This is a genomic window from Serratia sp. BFP-2025 (assembly GCF_050880365.1).
GTDB classification, from domain to species: Bacteria; Pseudomonadota; Gammaproteobacteria; order Enterobacterales; family Enterobacteriaceae; genus Serratia; species Serratia surfactantfaciens.
This window is the reverse complement of the sequence record NZ_JBPAFV010000005.1, coordinates 21,274-36,345: the sequence shown is the minus strand read 5'-3', so window position 1 is coordinate 36,345 and position 15,072 is coordinate 21,274. Positions and strand designations below refer to the sequence as shown.

Sequence of the window (15,072 nt, the reverse complement as noted above, 5' to 3'; positions counted from 1 at the left end):
ATCCTCCGGTGATCGAAGCCATTACGCTGTTGCAGTACCCCATCTTCAACAGGAGCCGTATATGGATAATAAGAAAACGCTCAACCTTGGGTTGGCGACGCTGCCGATTGTGGCCATGCTGTTGCTGCTCATCATCGGCTATGGCCAGTTTGGCCTGCGCATTGAACCGCTGCTGCTGGTGTCCGCCGCTATCGCCGCCGCGTTGGCCTGGTGGCAAGGCTACCGCTGGGACGACATCATCGAGGCCATCGTGGCCAAACTGGCGAAGGCCATGCCGGTGATCATGATCCTGATCTGCGTGGGCGGCCTGATCGGCACCTGGATGATCAGCGGCACTATCCCTTACATGGTGTATTGGGGGCTGAAGCTGATCAGCCCGCAATATATTCTGATCGCCGCGTTCTTCATCACCAGCGTGATCTCGGTATGCACCGGCACCTCCTGGGGAGCGGCCGGCACCGTGGGCGTGGCGCTGATGGGCGTGGCCGCAGGTCTGGACGTGCCGCTGGCCGCCGCAGCTGGGGCGGTGGTGTCCGGCGCTTACTTCGGCGACAAAATCTCGCCGCTGTCCGACTCGACGAACTTCGCGGCCATCGTCGCGGATACCGATCTCTACAGCCATATCCAGCATCTGATGTACACGACGTTGCCGAGCTTCATCCTGGCCGCCGTGGTGTACCTGATCGCCGGGCACACCGGCGCGGTGGCCAGCGTGGCTACGCCGGAAAAAGTGACCGAAATCGTCAGCGCGCTCGAGGGGCTGTACCATTTCAATCTGCTGCTGATCCTGCCGCCGGTGCTGGTGCTGTGGGGCGCGGTGACCAAACGGCCGGTGATCCCCGTCATGCTGGCCGCCTGCGCGCTGGCGATCGCCATCGGCGTCGCGCTGCAGGGCTTTAGCCTGCAGCAGGGGCTGAATGCGTTGATGGACGGTTTCAATCTGTCGATGTTCGCCGCCCAGGGCCACAACGTCGAGGGGATCGTCGCCGACGTGCCGCGCCTGCTTAACCGTGGCGGCATGTTCTCGATGATGAGCACGATCCTGCTGGTGTTCTGCGCCTTCTCCTTCGCCGGCGCGTTGACGCTGACCGGCGCGCTGACGGTGATCATCAGCCGACTGCTGAAAGTGGTGCACACCACCGGTCAACTGATCGCCGCTACCGTTGCCACCACCATCCTGGTGACCGGTGCGACCAGCGACGGCAAGCTGGCGCTGCTGATCCCGGCGGAGCTGTTCAAAGGGGCCTATCGTCGCATGGGGCTGGACAATAAAAACCTGTCGCGCACCGTCGAGGACGCGGGCACCGTCATTGAACCGCTGATCCCGTGGACGGCCGCCGGCATCTACATGGCGACCACGCTGGGAGTGAGCACGCTCGATTTGCTGCCGTGGGCGATTCAATGTTATGCCGCGGTGGTGTTCGCCCTGATTTATGGCTTCACCGGCTTCGGTATCGCCAAACTCCAGCCTCAGAACGATTTGCAGCGTAAGGAAGCCTGACATGACGACTAATTTCAGCGCCATTATCGACCGTCACAACACCGGCTCCGTGAAGTGGGACTTCATCGACCGCTATTTGCAACTGGACGGCAGCGAGCTGCTGCCGATGTGGGTGTCCGATTTCGACTTTCCGTGCCCGCCGGAGGTGCAGCAGGCGCTGCATCAGCGGGTGGAACACGGCGTCTTTGGCTACAGCGAGCGCGACGACGCCTACTACCAGGCGGCGATCGACTGGTTCGCCAGGCGGCACGATTTACCGCTGCGGCGCGAGTGGTTCACCTCGGTTGAAGGGGTGGTGCCCGGGTTGGCGATGCTGATCCAACTGCTCAGCCAGCCGGGGGACGGCGTGGTGGTGCAGGGGCCGTACTATGGCTCGTTCGCCAAGATAATCACCATGAACGGCCGAGAAGTGCTTGAAAATCCGCTGCAGGAAACCCCGCTGGGATACCGGATAGATTTTGACCGGCTGGCCGCCTGCCTGGCGCAGCGTAAGCCGCCGCTGCTGCTGTTGTGTAATCCGCACAATCCGACCGGCCGTTGCTGGACCCGCGATGAGCTGGAGCGGTTAATGGCGCTTTGTCACGCCCACGACGTCACGGTGATCTCCGATGAAATCTGGGCCGACCTGCTGCTGCCCGGCGAGACGTTTACCTCGGTATTGCATCTGAACGAGGACTATCGCGAAAGGGTGATTGTGGCGACGTCCGCCAGCAAAACCTTTGGCCTCTCCTCGCTGCGCATTTCGAATTTCCTGATCCCCAACGCCCGGCTGCGGCAGGCGTTTGTTGATCGACTGAACGCTCACGGCCTTGATGTGTTCAACGCGCTGTCGATGGTGGCGGCGACTGCGGCTTATCAACGTGGCGCGGTTTGGCTTGACGAGCTGCTCGGCTATCTGGCGGAAAATCGGCGCTGGTTTGCGCAGGCGCTCGCGGCCGCCGCCCCCTGGTGCACCTTGACCCGGGCCGAAGGAACCTATCTCGCCTGGCTGGATTGCCGCGCTCTGGGTTTGAGCGATGTGGAATTGCAGCGAGCGCTGGTGGAGGAGGCGAAGCTGGCACCGTCGATGGGCTGCGGTTTCGGCCCGCAGGGGAGCGGCTTCATTCGCATCAATTTGGGATGCCCGCGCCAGTATCTCGAGCGCGCCGTCGCCGGGCTGGCGCGCCTGAAATGAGCGCATGGCGGGCTATCAATAGTGCGGTGGAGGCGTTTCTTCCGATTGCGAGGCGATCATCGAGGTTTGGGTCGAACGCAGCTTGTCGGTCAACATGCGCAGGTGTTCGCGCATCTTCAGCATTTCCATTTGATGCTGAATGACCGTTTGGTTGAGCTCTTCGATGGTGAGCTCTTGAAAGGCCTGACGGCTTTCCAGTTCTTCAAGCCGCTGTAGCAGACCTTGAATGTCGTGATTGTGCATGAGGCTACCTCTGACGCGATAAAATCCTGATTCGGCGCTATGGTAACAGCTGGCGCCGGGTTTGCTCGCGCTATTTCTCTGGTCGGCGCGCAACGTTGCGATCGGCAGTGTAAAGTGCTGAAAAGTTATGCGCTCGATATGCCGTTTTTTGCTAACCTCGCCGAATATTCTGCAAGAAAAATCTGATTTATCATGTGAGTAGCGCGGGATGGGAAACTTCTTGGCAAAGTGGGAGTCACACTTTGACTCGATTGGTTACCTGTGCGACTGTTTTGTTTTGTTTCAGGCAGCTATAGTAGCCCGGTTATCTTACCTAATGATTGTTTGGGGCATTGCTTCAGACACTGGAGAAATGGATGAAATCTTTGTTTAAAGTCACGCTTCTGGCAACCACCATGGCTTTTGCTCTGAATGCGACCCAGGTCATGGCAGCCGATGCCGCCAAACCGGCAGAAGCCGCTAAACCAGCGGACGCGGCAGCAGCGCCAAGCACCGGCAAGTTCAAAAACGACGACGAGCAAGCGGCTTACGCACTGGGCGCCTCTCTCGGCCGTTACATGGACAACTCTCTGAAAGAGCAAGAGAAGCTGGGCATCAAGCTGGACAAAGATCAGCTGATCGCCGGCGTCCAGGACGCGTTCGCCAACAAGAGCAAGCTGAACGACGCCGATATCGAGAAGACCCTGCAGGGCTTCGAAGCGCGCGTGAAGGCTTCCGCTCAGGCGAAGATGGAACAGGACGCCAAGGACAACGAAACCAAAGGCGCCAAGTACCGTGACAGCTTCGCCAAAGAAAAAGGCGTGAAGAAAACCGAATCCGGTCTGCTGTACCAGGTAGAGAAGCCGGGCGCAGGTGAAGCGCCGAAAGACAGCGACACCGTAGTGGTGAACTACAAAGGCACCCTGACCGACGGCACCGAGTTCGATAATTCCTACACCCGCGGCGAGCCGCTGTCGTTCCGTCTGGACGGCGTGATCCCAGGCTGGACCGAAGGTCTGAAGCACATCAAGAAAGGCGGCAAAATCAAGCTGGTGATCCCACCGGCGCTGGCCTACGGCAAAACCGGCGTTCCGGGCATCCCGGCTAACTCCACGCTGGTGTTCGACGTTGAGCTGCTGGACGTGAAAGCGGCGCCGAAAGCCGACGCTAAAGCCGAGAAACCGGCTGACGCGAAAGCAGGCGCCAAAGCGAAATAATCTCGTCGCTCTGTTTGCCACCGCCGCGGATGCCCTCCGCGGCGGTTTTCATTTCGGCCGCCGCCGCCTCTCTCTCCATTGAACGCTTGACGCCTGCCGGGCATCGGGCTTAACGTCAATACCACGCGCAAACGCAAGGACTTTGCTCCGGCCGCTTTGCTAGACTAATAATTCTGACTTATCAGTCATGCGTCTGCCCCTTAGGGCGTGTACCTAAAATTGTTCCCGGCCGCTTCATGTCGATCTCAGCCAACTGCGCTGCGCATGTCTGACGACGGCCGCGAGCCGGTCCGAGCGATTTTAGCTGCGCCCCCTGGCACAGGCGATCTATGAGGGTGGTATCTTCGATGTCGAATTCGCTTTTATCCAGCGAAGCCAGCGAACTTGATTTGCTGAATGAACGTCCGTTTACTCAAACGGATCATGAAATCCTGAAATCCTATGAAGCGGTGGTCGACGGGCTGGCGATGCTGATCGGCGGCCACTGCGAGATCGTATTGCACGCGCTGGAAGACCTGAACAGTTCGGCGGTGCGCATCGCCAACGGGGAACACACCGGGCGCAAAATCGGCTCGCCGATCACCGACCTGGCGCTGCGCATGCTGCACGACATGGCCGGCGACGACAGCAGCGTGTCGAAAGCCTACTTCACGCGAGCCAAGAGCGGCGTGCTGATGAAGTCGGTGACCATCGCCATTCGCAATCGCGAACAACGGGTGATCGGCCTACTGTGCATCAACATGAACCTCGATGTGCCGTTCTCACAGATCATGCAGACCTTTATGCCGCCGGCCACGCAAGACGTGCCGTCGTCGGTGAATTTCGCCTCTTCTGTCGACGATCTGGTGGCGCAGACGCTGGAGTTCACCATCGAAGAGGTGAACGCCGACCGCTCGGTGTCCAATAACGCCAAGAACCGTCAGGTGGTGCTCAACCTCTATGAGAAAGGCATCTTCGACATCAAGGATGCGATCAACCAGGTGGCGGATCGTCTGAATATCTCCAAACACACCGTCTATCTGTACATCCGCCAGTTCAAGAGCGGCGATCTGTCGGGAAGCGACCGTTGATGCTCGATTATTGTCTGTTGGTCACCGGCCCGGCTTACGGCACGCAGCAGGCCAGCAGCGCCTATCAGTTCGCTCAGGCTTTGCTGGCGAAAGGGCACCGTCTTTCCAGCGTCTTTTTCTACCGTGAAGGGGTGCTGAACGCCAACCAACTGACCGCGCCCGCCAGCGATGAGTTCGATCTGGTGCGCGCTTGGGCGCAGCTGGCGCAGCAACACGGCGTGGCGCTCAACGTCTGCGTGGCCGCCGCGTTGCGCCGCGGCGTCTCCGATGAGCAGGAGGCGGCGCAACAGGGGCTGGCAAACGCCAACCTGCAGCCAGGTTTTATCCTGAGCGGGCTGGGTTCCCTGGCCGAAGCGTCGCTGAGTTGCGACCGTCTGGTGCAGTTCTGAGGATATGATGAAACGAGTCGCTTTTGTTTTCACCCACGGGCCGCATGGCGGCGCCGGCGGCAGGGAAGGGCTGGACGCGCTGCTCGCCACGTCGGCGCTCAGTGAAGATCTAGGGGTGTTTTTTGTTGGTGACGGCGTGCTGCAGCTGTTGCCGGGCCAACAGCCGGAAAAAATTTTGGCGCGCAATTACATCGCCACCTTCGGCGTGCTGCCGCTGTATGACGTGGAACGGTGCTATCTGTGCCAGGCTTCGCTGCAGGAGCGCGGGCTGGGCCAGGTGACCGATTGGGTGCTGGACGCCGAGGTGCTGGCGCCGGACGAACTGCGCCGCGAACTGGCCGGCTACGATACCGTGATGACGTTTTAGGATCTTCTGATGCTGTATACCCTGAGCCATTCGCCAAACCAATGTGACCTGCCTGCGCTGCTGCGCCTGACGGCGGAAGGCGACGCGCTATTGCTGCTGCAGGATGGCGTGCTGGCAGGCCTTGCCGGCAGCGCTCATCTTGAATTGCTGCTCGCCGCCCCCATATCCCTTTATGCGCTGCAGGACGACCTGGAAGCCCGGGGATTGGTTGGTCATTTTTCGCACAAAATCACTGTCGTCGGCTATAATCACTTCGTTGAATTAACCGAACAACACCGCAGCCAAATGGCCTGGTGATGAGAGTGATGTTGTATATTTCTTGACACCCATACTGGTCAGCCATAAAATTCTGCGTCCTCGTACTTTGCCAGTAGTGCATACGAGGGGATTTATCACATGTTTACGAAGCTAGTACGAAGCAAAAACCAGGAGCTTTTTTAATGGCAACAATTAACCAGCTGGTTCGCAAACCACGCTCTGTGAAGGCTGCTAAAAGCAACGTTCCAGCGCTGGAAGCCTGCCCGCAGAAACGTGGCGTATGCACCCGCGTATATACCACTACCCCGAAAAAACCAAACTCCGCACTGCGTAAAGTTTGCCGTGTGCGTTTGACCAACGGTTTCGAAGTAACTTCCTACATCGGTGGCGAAGGCCACAACCTGCAGGAACACTCCGTAATCCTGATCCGTGGCGGTCGAGTAAAAGACTTGCCAGGTGTGCGTTACCACACCGTCCGTGGTGCACTTGACTGCTCCGGTGTTAAAGACCGTAAGCAAGCTCGTTCCAAGTACGGCGTGAAGAAGCCAAAGGCTTAATGGTTCTCCGTTAAGTAAGGCCAAACGTTTTAACTTTAATGTCAAAATAAACTCGTAGAGTTTTGGACAATCCTGAATTAACAACGGAGTATTTCCATGCCACGTCGTCGCGTAATCGGCCAACGTAAAATCCTGCCAGATCCTAAGTTCGGATCTGAGCTGCTGGCCAAATTTGTAAATATCCTGATGGTAGACGGTAAAAAATCTACTGCAGAAGCAATCGTCTATACCGCGCTGGAGACCCTGGCTCAGCGTTCTGGTAAAGATCACCTGGAAGCTTTCGAAGTCGCTCTCGACAACGTTCGCCCGACTGTAGAAGTTAAGTCGCGTCGCGTTGGCGGTTCTACTTATCAGGTACCAGTTGAAGTCCGCCCGGTTCGTCGTAATGCTCTGGCAATGCGTTGGATCGTTGATGCTGCACGTAAACGCGGTGATAAATCCATGGCTCTGCGCCTGGCGAACGAGCTGTCTGACGCAGCAGAGAACAAAGGTTCTGCTGTTAAGAAGCGTGAAGACGTTCACCGTATGGCCGAAGCCAACAAGGCGTTCGCCCACTACCGCTGGTAATCACCACGCGATAGTTATGCTAACCAAGCGGGCGCGTCAAATCGGCCCGCTTGGGTTAACTGAACTTGAACGCCCTAGGAATAGAGGAATCAAATGGCTCGTACAACACCCATTGCACGCTACCGTAACATCGGTATCAGTGCTCACATCGACGCCGGTAAAACCACCACTACCGAACGTATTCTGTTCTACACCGGTGTAAACCACAAAATCGGTGAAGTTCATGACGGCGCTGCCACCATGGACTGGATGGAACAGGAGCAGGAGCGTGGTATTACCATCACTTCTGCAGCGACTACTGCCTTCTGGTCTGGTATGGCCAAGCAGTTCGAACCGCACCGCGTAAACATCATCGACACCCCAGGGCACGTTGACTTCACCATCGAAGTAGAACGTTCCATGCGTGTGCTGGATGGCGCGGTAATGGTTTACTGTGCTGTTGGTGGTGTTCAGCCACAGTCTGAAACCGTATGGCGTCAGGCTAACAAATACAAAGTGCCACGTATCGCGTTCGTTAACAAAATGGACCGTATGGGTGCTAACTTCCTGAAAGTTGTAGGCCAGATCAAATCTCGTCTGGGCGCCAACCCTGTTCCTCTGCAGCTGGCTATCGGCGCAGAAGACAAATTCACCGGCGTTATCGACCTGGTGAAAATGAAGGCGATCAACTGGAACGAAGAAGATGCAGGCGTAACCTTCGAATACGAAGACGTGCCGGCTGACATGATGGACCTGGCTGAAGAATGGCGCCAGAACCTGATCGAGTCCGCTGCGGAAGCTTCCGAAGAGCTGATGGAAAAATACCTGGGCGGCGAAGAGCTGACCGAGGAAGAAATCAAATCCGCTCTGCGTCAGCGCGTGCTGAACAACGAAATCATCCTGGTTACCTGTGGTTCTGCGTTCAAGAACAAAGGCGTACAGGCGATGCTGGATGCGGTAATCGAATACCTGCCGGCACCAACTGACGTTCCTGCGATCAACGGTATCCTGGACGATGGCAAAGACACTCCGGCTGAGCGTCACGCAAGTGATGACGAGCCGTTCTCTGCGCTGGCGTTCAAAATCGCTACCGACCCGTTCGTGGGTAACCTGACCTTCTTCCGCGTGTACTCCGGCGTTGTTAACTCCGGCGACACCGTGCTGAACTCCGTTAAGGCTGCGCGCGAGCGTTTCGGCCGTATCGTTCAGATGCACGCCAACAAGCGTGAAGAGATCAAAGAAGTTCGCGCAGGCGACATCGCCGCTGCGATCGGTCTGAAAGACGTGACCACCGGGGACACCCTGTGTGATCCAGACTCTCCAATCATCCTGGAGCGTATGGAATTCCCTGAGCCGGTAATCTCTATCGCCGTTGAACCAAAAACCAAAGCTGACCAGGAAAAAATGGGTCTGGCTCTGGGCCGTCTGGCTAAAGAAGACCCGTCATTCCGCGTATGGACTGACGAAGAGTCTAACCAGACCATCATCGCCGGTATGGGTGAACTGCACCTCGACATCATCGTTGACCGCATGAAGCGTGAATTCAACGTTGAAGCTAACGTGGGCAAACCTCAGGTAGCTTACCGCGAAGCGATTCGCGCGAAGATTACCGATGTTGAAGGTAAGCACGCCAAGCAGTCTGGTGGTCGCGGTCAGTACGGTCACGTTGTGATCGACATGTACCCACTGGAGCCGGGCTCTAACCCGAAAGGTTACGAGTTCGTCAACGACATCAAAGGTGGTGTAATTCCTGGCGAATACATCCCTGCCGTTGATAAAGGCATCCAGGAGCAGCTTAAGTCTGGTCCGTTGGCTGGTTACCCGGTAGTAGACATGGGTATTCGTCTGCACTTCGGTTCTTACCACGACGTTGACTCCTCTGAACTGGCGTTTAAACTGGCCGCGTCTATCGCCTTTAAAGAAGGCTTTAAGAAAGCGAAACCAGTTCTGCTTGAGCCTATCATGAAGGTTGAAGTTGAGACTCCAGAAGAGAACACCGGTGACGTTATCGGTGACTTGAGCCGTCGTCGCGGCATGCTGCGCGGTCAGGAATCTGAAGTGACTGGCGTTAAGATCCACGCTGAAGTACCGTTGTCCGAAATGTTCGGCTACGCAACTCAGCTGCGTTCTCTGACTAAAGGTCGCGCATCATACACCATGGAATTCCTGAAGTATGATGATGCACCGAACAACGTCGCTCAGGCCGTAATCGAAGCCCGTGGCAAATAAGCCGCAGGGTTAAAACCAAAGTCCCGTGCTCTCTCCAGAAGGGGAGAGCGCTATAGTAAGGAATATAGCCGTGTCTAAAGAAAAATTTGAACGTACAAAACCGCACGTTAACGTTGGTACTATCGGCCACGTTGACCACGGTAAAACTACCCTGACTGCAGCGATCACCACCGTTCTGGCTAAAACCTACGGCGGTTCTGCACGTGCTTTCGACCAGATCGATAACGCGCCAGAAGAAAAAGCTCGTGGTATCACCATCAACACCTCTCACGTTGAGTATGACACCCCGACTCGTCACTACGCGCACGTTGACTGCCCAGGGCACGCCGACTACGTGAAAAACATGATCACCGGTGCTGCTCAGATGGACGGCGCGATCCTGGTAGTAGCTGCGACTGACGGCCCAATGCCTCAGACCCGTGAGCACATCCTGCTGGGTCGTCAGGTTGGCGTTCCTTTCATCATCGTATTCATGAACAAATGCGACATGGTTGATGATGAAGAGCTGCTGGAACTGGTAGAAATGGAAGTTCGCGAACTGCTGTCCGCTTACGACTTCCCAGGCGACGACCTGCCAGTAATCCGCGGTTCCGCGCTGAAAGCGCTGGAAGGCGAAGCTGAGTGGGAAGCGAAAATCATCGAACTGGCCGAAGCCCTGGACAGCTACATCCCAGAGCCAGAGCGTGCAATCGACAAGCCGTTCCTGCTGCCAATCGAAGACGTATTCTCCATCTCCGGTCGTGGTACCGTTGTTACCGGTCGTGTTGAGCGCGGTATCATCAAAGTTGGCGAAGAAGTTGAAATCGTTGGTATCAAAGACACCGTTAAGTCTACCTGTACTGGCGTTGAAATGTTCCGCAAACTGCTGGACGAAGGCCGTGCTGGTGAGAACGTAGGCGTTCTGCTGCGTGGTATCAAACGTGAAGAAATCGAACGTGGTCAGGTACTGGCTAAGCCAGGCTCTATCAAGCCGCACACCCAGTTCGAATCTGAAGTGTACATCCTGAGCAAAGATGAAGGTGGTCGTCACACTCCATTCTTCAAAGGCTACCGTCCACAGTTCTACTTCCGTACTACTGACGTGACCGGTACCATCGAACTGCCAGAAGGCGTAGAGATGGTAATGCCAGGCGACAACGTGAACATGATTGTAACCCTGATTCACCCAATCGCGATGGACGACGGTCTGCGTTTCGCAATCCGTGAAGGCGGCCGTACTGTAGGCGCTGGTGTTGTTGCTAAAGTTATCGCTTAATCGCGAATAATTTTTTCGACACAAAAAAGGGCACTTCGGTGCCCTTTTTTTATGCAATTTGTACAAATCTTAATTGAAATAAAAACCATTCCTATTTAGACTCAATGCATTGGTTAAGAAGTGAGTCTCTCTATGTATGTATGTCTGTGTAATGCGGTGACTGACAAAGCGATCCGTAATGCGGTGCGTCAGCACAATCCCCACACCATGAAGCAGCTGCGTGAACTTGTGCCGATTGGTACCGATTGTGGAAAGTGCATTCGTCAGGCAAGACAAATTATGGTGGAGGAACGCGGAGCTATCATCCCAATGCATGAAGTTGCCTAACAAAGGGTAAGGTTATTTTTGACTCTTGGCTTACAGGTTCTACACTTTTAGAACTGGCCAGGAGGAGTTACCTATGAAAGGCGATAAAAAGATCATTGCTCACCTCAACAAGCTGCTCGGCAACGAGCTGGTTGCCATCAATCAATATTTCCTGCACGCCCGCATGTTCAAGAATTGGGGTTTAATGCGCCTCAACGATAAGGAATACCACGAGTCGATCGACGAAATGAAACATGCCGATCGCTACATCGAGCGTATCCTGTTCCTGGAAGGGCTCCCTAACCTGCAAGACCTCGGTAAGTTGAACATCGGCGAAGACATTGAAGAGATGCTGCGTTCCGATCTGGCGCTGGAATTGGCGGGCGCCAAGAATCTGCGCGAAGGTATCGTCTACGCCGACTCGATTCACGATTATGTCAGCCGCGATTTGATGATCGACATTCTGGCCGATGAAGAAGAGCATATCGACTGGCTGGAAACCGAGCTGGATCTGATCGCTCGCCTCGGCATTCAAAACTATGCCCAGGCCCAGATTTTAGAACGCAAATAGTAAGCCTGCCTTCCGTTCGTCATCGCCTCTCCTGCCGGCAACCGTTTTTACGGTGGGGCAGGGGAGCTACCCGCCAAGCATAATTCATACCTTGATCGCCACCTTCATCCCGCGACCGTCGCTGAAGGCGCAAAAATGACGATTTCCTGAGCATATTTCCAACTGCGGCTTGCTTCCTGGGCCATTTTGCGTATAATGCGCGGGCTTACCTAATCTTGGTAAGCCTGATTTTAGCGAATCAGTCGATTGGCAGGCCTTTTTTGCCTTTCGAACAATACTCCCGATATGGGGGTTATATGTTGACGATTACACTCCCCCATCAATCGAAATGGGTGTGAGGAGTAATTATTTACGTTTATAAATAATTGGAGCTCTGGTCTCATGCAGAACCAAAGAATCCGTATCCGCCTGAAAGCGTTTGATCATCGTCTGATCGATCAATCAACCGCGGAAATCGTCGAGACTGCAAAGCGCACTGGTGCGCAAGTCCGTGGTCCGATCCCGCTGCCAACTCGCAAAGAGCGCTTTACCGTTCTGATCTCTCCGCACGTCAACAAAGACGCGCGCGATCAGTACGAGATTCGCACTCACAAGCGTCTGGTTGACATCGTTGAGCCAACCGAGAAAACCGTTGATGCTCTGATGCGTCTGGATCTGGCTGCCGGTGTAGACGTGCAGATCAGCCTGGGTTAATCAGGTCATTGAGCGATTGAGAGGTTGAAACAATGATTGGTTTAGTCGGTAAAAAAGTGGGTATGACCCGTATCTTCACTGAAGATGGCGTTTCTATCCCAGTAACCGTAATTGAAATTGAAGCGAACCGCGTGACTCAGGTTAAAAGCCTGGACACCGACGGTTACCGTGCCGTTCAGGTTACCACCGGTAGCAAAAAAGCTAACCGCGTAACCAAGCCGGAAGCGGGCCATTTCGCTAAAGCTGGCGTTGAAGCTGGCCGTGGTCTGTGGGAATTCCGCCTTGAAGAAGGTCAAGAGTTCGCTGCAGGTCAGGAAATTAGCGTAGAAATCTTCGCTGACGTTAAAAAAGTCGATGTTACCGGTACTTCTAAAGGTAAAGGTTTTGCTGGCACTGTTAAGCGCTGGAACTTCCGTACCCAAGACGCTACCCACGGTAACTCCTTGTCTCACCGCGTTCCGGGTTCTATCGGTCAGAACCAGACTCCGGGCAAAGTGTTCAAAGGCAAGAAAATGGCTGGCCACCTGGGTGATGAGCGCGTAACCGTTCAGAGCCTGGACGTAGTACGTGTTGACGCTGAGCGCAACCTGCTGCTGGTTAAGGGTGCTGTACCGGGCGCAACCGGTGGCAACCTGATCGTTAAACCAGCTGTGAAGGCGTAAGGGGATAGCAATGGAATTAGTATTGAAAGACGCGCAAAGCGCGCTGACTGTTTCCGAAACTACCTTCGGTCGTGATTTCAACGAAGCGCTGGTACACCAGGTTGTTGTTGCTTATGCAGCAGGTGCCCGTCAAGGTACCCGTGCTCAGAAGACCCGTGCTGAAGTAACTGGTTCCGGCAAAAAGCCATGGCGTCAGAAAGGCACCGGCCGTGCGCGTTCAGGTTCTGTAAAGAGCCCGATCTGGCGTTCAGGCGGCGTGACCTTTGCTGCTAAGCCACAGGACCACAGTCAGAAAGTAAACAAAAAGATGTACCGCGGCGCGCTGAAAAGCATCCTGTCCGAGCTGGTACGTCAAGATCGTCTGATCGTTGTCGAGAAGTTCTCTGTAGAAGCGCCTAAAACTAAGCTGCTGGCACAGAAACTGAAAGATATGGCTCTGGAAGACGTGCTGATCGTGACCGGTGAACTGGATGAGAATCTGTTCCTGGCAGCTCGCAACCTGTACAAGGTTGACGTGCGCGATGTAGCAGGTATCGATCCGGTTAGCCTGATCGCCTTCGACAAAGTGGTTATGACTGCTGATGCTGTGAAGCAAGTTGAGGAGATGCTGGCATGATCCGTGAAGAACGTTTGCTGAAAGTGCTGCGTGCACCGCACGTATCTGAAAAAGCATCCGCTGCGATGGAAAAAAGCAACACCATCGTTCTCAAAGTTGCCAAAGACGCGACCAAAGCAGAAATCAAAGCTGCAGTGCAGAAACTGTTTGAAGTCGAAGTCGAAGACGTGAACACCCTGGTAGTTAAAGGGAAAGTGAAACGTCACGGTCAGCGTGTTGGTCGTCGTAGCGACTGGAAAAAAGCTTACGTCACCCTGAAAGAAGGCCAGAATCTGGACTTCATCGGCGGCGCAGAGTAAGTCGGAGGAGTAAGAACAATGGCAATTGTTAAATGTAAACCTACATCTCCGGGTCGTCGCCACGTTGTTAAAGTGGTTAACCCTGAGCTGCACAAGGGTAAACCTTATGCCCCGCTGCTGGAAAAACTGAGCAAAAGCGGTGGTCGTAACAACAATGGCCGTATCACCACCCGTCATATCGGTGGTGGCCACAAGCAACACTATCGTCTGGTTGACTTCAAGCGCAACAAAGACGGTATCCCTGCTGTGGTTGAGCGTCTGGAGTACGATCCGAACCGTTCCGCGAACATCGCGCTGGTTCTGTACAAAGACGGCGAACGCCGTTACATCCTGGCGCCGAAAGGCCTGAAAGCTGGTGACCAGATTCAATCTGGCGTTGATGCTGCAATCAAAGCGGGTAACACCCTGCCGATGCGCAACATTCCAGTTGGTTCAACGGTTCACAACGTAGAAATGAAACCAGGTAAAGGCGGCCAGATGGCTCGCTCCGCTGGTGCCTACGTTCAGATCGTTGCTCGTGATGGTTCCTACGTAACTCTGCGTCTGCGCTCCGGCGAAATGCGTAAAGTTCCAGCTGATTGCCGCGCCACCCTGGGTGAAGTCGGTAACGCTGAACACATGCTTCGCGTTCTGGGTAAAGCAGGTGCTGCACGTTGGCGTGGTGTTCGTCCTACCGTTCGCGGTACGGCGATGAACCCGGTAGATCACCCGCACGGTGGTGGTGAAGGTCGTAACTTTGGTAAGCACCCGGTAACTCCGTGGGGCGTTCAGACCAAAGGTAAGAAGACCCGTAGCAACAAGCGTACTGATAAGTTCATCGTACGTCGCCGTAGCAAAAAATAATTAGAGGATAAGCCATGCCACGTTCTCTCAAGAAAGGTCCTTTTATTGACCTGCACTTGCTGAAGAAGGTAGAGAAAGCGGTGGAAAGCGGTGACAAGAAGCCTTTGCGCACTTGGTCCCGTCGTTCAACGATCTTTCCTAACATGATCGGTTTGACCATCGCTGTCCATAATGGTCGTCAGCACGTACCAGTGTTCGTTTCCGATGAAATGGTCGGTCACAAACTGGGTGAATTCGCGCCGACTCGTACTTATCGCGGCCATGCGGCTGATAAAAAAGCTAAAAAGCGCTAAGGTA

General features: G+C 55.0%; 20 protein-coding genes. 19 read left to right on the top strand and 1 reads right to left on the bottom strand.

Annotated features, from left to right (window positions below; all coding sequences use genetic code 11):
* Positions 1-61: 61 nt before the first annotated feature.
* Positions 62-1,501 carry a Na+/H+ antiporter NhaC gene (nhaC, locus tag ACRAWE_RS22295; RefSeq protein WP_063918411.1) on the top strand — a complete coding sequence of 480 codons (1,440 nt, stop codon included), beginning with the start codon at positions 62-64 and terminating at the stop codon, positions 1,499-1,501.
* Position 1,502: 1 nt separating this feature from the next.
* Positions 1,503-2,675 carry a MalY/PatB family protein gene (locus ACRAWE_RS22290; RefSeq protein WP_432525898.1) on the top strand — a complete coding sequence of 391 codons (1,173 nt, stop codon included), beginning with the start codon at positions 1,503-1,505 and terminating at the stop codon, positions 2,673-2,675.
* Between the two features lie 15 nt (positions 2,676-2,690).
* Here ACRAWE_RS22290 and ACRAWE_RS22285 read toward each other — a convergent pair whose 3' ends face one another.
* Positions 2,691-2,918, bottom strand: coding sequence for a protein SlyX (locus ACRAWE_RS22285; RefSeq protein WP_019456124.1), 228 nt, complete (start codon positions 2,916-2,918; stop codon positions 2,691-2,693).
* Between the two features lie 356 nt (positions 2,919-3,274).
* On the opposite strand from ACRAWE_RS22285, the gene fkpA reads away from it, so the two are divergent.
* The 17 genes from fkpA to rpsS all read left to right on the top strand — a co-directional run bounded on the left by fkpA (position 3,275) and on the right by rpsS (position 15,068).
* Positions 3,275-4,114 (top strand): FKBP-type peptidyl-prolyl cis-trans isomerase, encoded by an 840-nt coding sequence (gene fkpA / locus ACRAWE_RS22280; RefSeq protein ID WP_019456123.1) that lies wholly within the window; start codon positions 3,275-3,277, stop codon positions 4,112-4,114.
* Between the two features lie 347 nt (positions 4,115-4,461).
* Positions 4,462-5,184, top strand: a complete 723-nt coding sequence (locus ACRAWE_RS22275) for a helix-turn-helix transcriptional regulator (RefSeq protein ID WP_019456122.1) — start codon at positions 4,462-4,464, stop codon at positions 5,182-5,184.
* Entirely contained in the window at positions 5,184-5,573 is a 390-nt protein-coding gene (gene tusD / locus ACRAWE_RS22270) for a sulfurtransferase complex subunit TusD (RefSeq protein ID WP_019456121.1), read from the top strand. Before ACRAWE_RS22275 ends, tusD begins: the two co-directional genes overlap by 1 nt.
* Positions 5,574-5,580: 7 nt before the next feature.
* The gene (tusC, locus tag ACRAWE_RS22265; protein WP_063918427.1) at positions 5,581-5,940 is read left to right on the top strand and encodes a sulfurtransferase complex subunit TusC; all 360 of its coding nucleotides are present in this window, start codon (positions 5,581-5,583) and stop codon (positions 5,938-5,940) included.
* Between the two features lie 9 nt (positions 5,941-5,949).
* Entirely contained in the window at positions 5,950-6,237 is a 288-nt protein-coding gene (gene tusB, locus ACRAWE_RS22260) for a sulfurtransferase complex subunit TusB (protein WP_019456119.1), read from the top strand.
* 143 nt (positions 6,238-6,380) lie between these two features.
* Positions 6,381-6,755 carry a 30S ribosomal protein S12 gene (gene rpsL / locus ACRAWE_RS22255; protein WP_004930426.1) on the top strand — a complete coding sequence of 125 codons (375 nt, stop codon included), beginning with the start codon at positions 6,381-6,383 and terminating at the stop codon, positions 6,753-6,755.
* 96 nt (positions 6,756-6,851) lie between these two features.
* Positions 6,852-7,322, top strand: coding sequence for a 30S ribosomal protein S7 (gene rpsG / locus ACRAWE_RS22250; RefSeq protein ID WP_004956203.1), 471 nt, complete (start codon positions 6,852-6,854; stop codon positions 7,320-7,322).
* A gap of 93 nt (positions 7,323-7,415) precedes the next feature.
* Complete coding sequence (fusA, locus tag ACRAWE_RS22245; protein ID WP_025159914.1) at positions 7,416-9,530, top strand: elongation factor G; 2,115 nt, start codon at positions 7,416-7,418, stop codon at positions 9,528-9,530.
* Positions 9,531-9,600: 70 nt separating this feature from the next.
* Complete coding sequence (gene tuf, locus ACRAWE_RS22240; protein ID WP_057523900.1) at positions 9,601-10,785, top strand: elongation factor Tu; 1,185 nt, start codon at positions 9,601-9,603, stop codon at positions 10,783-10,785.
* Between the two features lie 132 nt (positions 10,786-10,917).
* Positions 10,918-11,112 carry a bacterioferritin-associated ferredoxin gene (gene bfd / locus ACRAWE_RS22235; RefSeq protein WP_071532885.1) on the top strand — a complete coding sequence of 65 codons (195 nt, stop codon included), beginning with the start codon at positions 10,918-10,920 and terminating at the stop codon, positions 11,110-11,112.
* A gap of 73 nt (positions 11,113-11,185) precedes the next feature.
* Positions 11,186-11,662, top strand: coding sequence for a bacterioferritin (gene bfr / locus ACRAWE_RS22230; protein WP_432525897.1), 477 nt, complete (start codon positions 11,186-11,188; stop codon positions 11,660-11,662).
* A 381-nt stretch (positions 11,663-12,043) separates the two neighbouring features.
* Entirely contained in the window at positions 12,044-12,355 is a 312-nt protein-coding gene (gene rpsJ / locus ACRAWE_RS22225) for a 30S ribosomal protein S10 (protein WP_001181005.1), read from the top strand.
* Between the two features lie 32 nt (positions 12,356-12,387).
* A complete protein-coding gene (gene rplC, locus ACRAWE_RS22220) occupies positions 12,388-13,017 on the top strand; it encodes a 50S ribosomal protein L3 (protein ID WP_015379265.1) in 630 nt (209 codons plus the stop codon).
* Between the two features lie 10 nt (positions 13,018-13,027).
* A complete protein-coding gene (gene rplD, locus ACRAWE_RS22215; RefSeq protein ID WP_004929779.1) occupies positions 13,028-13,633 on the top strand; it encodes a 50S ribosomal protein L4 in 606 nt (201 codons plus the stop codon).
* The gene (gene rplW, locus ACRAWE_RS22210) at positions 13,630-13,932 is read left to right on the top strand and encodes a 50S ribosomal protein L23 (protein WP_004951179.1); all 303 of its coding nucleotides are present in this window, start codon (positions 13,630-13,632) and stop codon (positions 13,930-13,932) included. The genes rplD and rplW overlap by 4 nt, the downstream gene beginning before the upstream one ends.
* An 18-nt stretch (positions 13,933-13,950) precedes the next feature.
* The gene (rplB, locus tag ACRAWE_RS22205) at positions 13,951-14,775 is read left to right on the top strand and encodes a 50S ribosomal protein L2 (protein WP_004929775.1); all 825 of its coding nucleotides are present in this window, start codon (positions 13,951-13,953) and stop codon (positions 14,773-14,775) included.
* A 14-nt stretch (positions 14,776-14,789) separates the two neighbouring features.
* The gene (gene rpsS, locus ACRAWE_RS22200; RefSeq protein ID WP_004929772.1) at positions 14,790-15,068 is read left to right on the top strand and encodes a 30S ribosomal protein S19; all 279 of its coding nucleotides are present in this window, start codon (positions 14,790-14,792) and stop codon (positions 15,066-15,068) included.
* Positions 15,069-15,072 lie beyond the last annotated feature (4 nt).

What these genes read in the sequence shown, in the direction of transcription:
- tusD (WP_019456121.1), top strand. Translation starts at nt 5,184, where the DNA reads ATGCTCGATTATTGTCTGTTGGTCACCGGCCCGGCTTACGGCACGCAG.
- bfd (WP_071532885.1), top strand. Translation starts at nt 10,918, where the DNA reads ATGTATGTATGTCTGTGTAATGCGGTGACTGACAAAGCGATCCGTAAT.
- rpsG (WP_004956203.1), top strand. Translation starts at nt 6,852, where the DNA reads ATGCCACGTCGTCGCGTAATCGGCCAACGTAAAATCCTGCCAGATCCT.
- rpsL (WP_004930426.1), top strand. Translation starts at nt 6,381, where the DNA reads ATGGCAACAATTAACCAGCTGGTTCGCAAACCACGCTCTGTGAAGGCT.
- tusB (WP_019456119.1), top strand. Translation starts at nt 5,950, where the DNA reads ATGCTGTATACCCTGAGCCATTCGCCAAACCAATGTGACCTGCCTGCG.
- rplW (WP_004951179.1), top strand. Translation starts at nt 13,630, where the DNA reads ATGATCCGTGAAGAACGTTTGCTGAAAGTGCTGCGTGCACCGCACGTA.
- rplC (WP_015379265.1), top strand. Translation starts at nt 12,388, where the DNA reads ATGATTGGTTTAGTCGGTAAAAAAGTGGGTATGACCCGTATCTTCACT.
- rplB (WP_004929775.1), top strand. Translation starts at nt 13,951, where the DNA reads ATGGCAATTGTTAAATGTAAACCTACATCTCCGGGTCGTCGCCACGTT.
- bfr (WP_432525897.1), top strand. Translation starts at nt 11,186, where the DNA reads ATGAAAGGCGATAAAAAGATCATTGCTCACCTCAACAAGCTGCTCGGC.
- ACRAWE_RS22285 (WP_019456124.1), bottom strand. Translation starts at nt 2,918, where the DNA reads ATGCACAATCACGACATTCAAGGTCTGCTACAGCGGCTTGAAGAACTG.
- rpsS (WP_004929772.1), top strand. Translation starts at nt 14,790, where the DNA reads ATGCCACGTTCTCTCAAGAAAGGTCCTTTTATTGACCTGCACTTGCTG.
- ACRAWE_RS22275 (WP_019456122.1), top strand. Translation starts at nt 4,462, where the DNA reads ATGTCGAATTCGCTTTTATCCAGCGAAGCCAGCGAACTTGATTTGCTG.
- fkpA (WP_019456123.1), top strand. Translation starts at nt 3,275, where the DNA reads ATGAAATCTTTGTTTAAAGTCACGCTTCTGGCAACCACCATGGCTTTT.
- rplD (WP_004929779.1), top strand. Translation starts at nt 13,028, where the DNA reads ATGGAATTAGTATTGAAAGACGCGCAAAGCGCGCTGACTGTTTCCGAA.
- rpsJ (WP_001181005.1), top strand. Translation starts at nt 12,044, where the DNA reads ATGCAGAACCAAAGAATCCGTATCCGCCTGAAAGCGTTTGATCATCGT.
- ACRAWE_RS22290 (WP_432525898.1), top strand. Translation starts at nt 1,503, where the DNA reads ATGACGACTAATTTCAGCGCCATTATCGACCGTCACAACACCGGCTCC.
- nhaC (WP_063918411.1), top strand. Translation starts at nt 62, where the DNA reads ATGGATAATAAGAAAACGCTCAACCTTGGGTTGGCGACGCTGCCGATT.
- fusA (WP_025159914.1), top strand. Translation starts at nt 7,416, where the DNA reads ATGGCTCGTACAACACCCATTGCACGCTACCGTAACATCGGTATCAGT.
- tusC (WP_063918427.1), top strand. Translation starts at nt 5,581, where the DNA reads ATGAAACGAGTCGCTTTTGTTTTCACCCACGGGCCGCATGGCGGCGCC.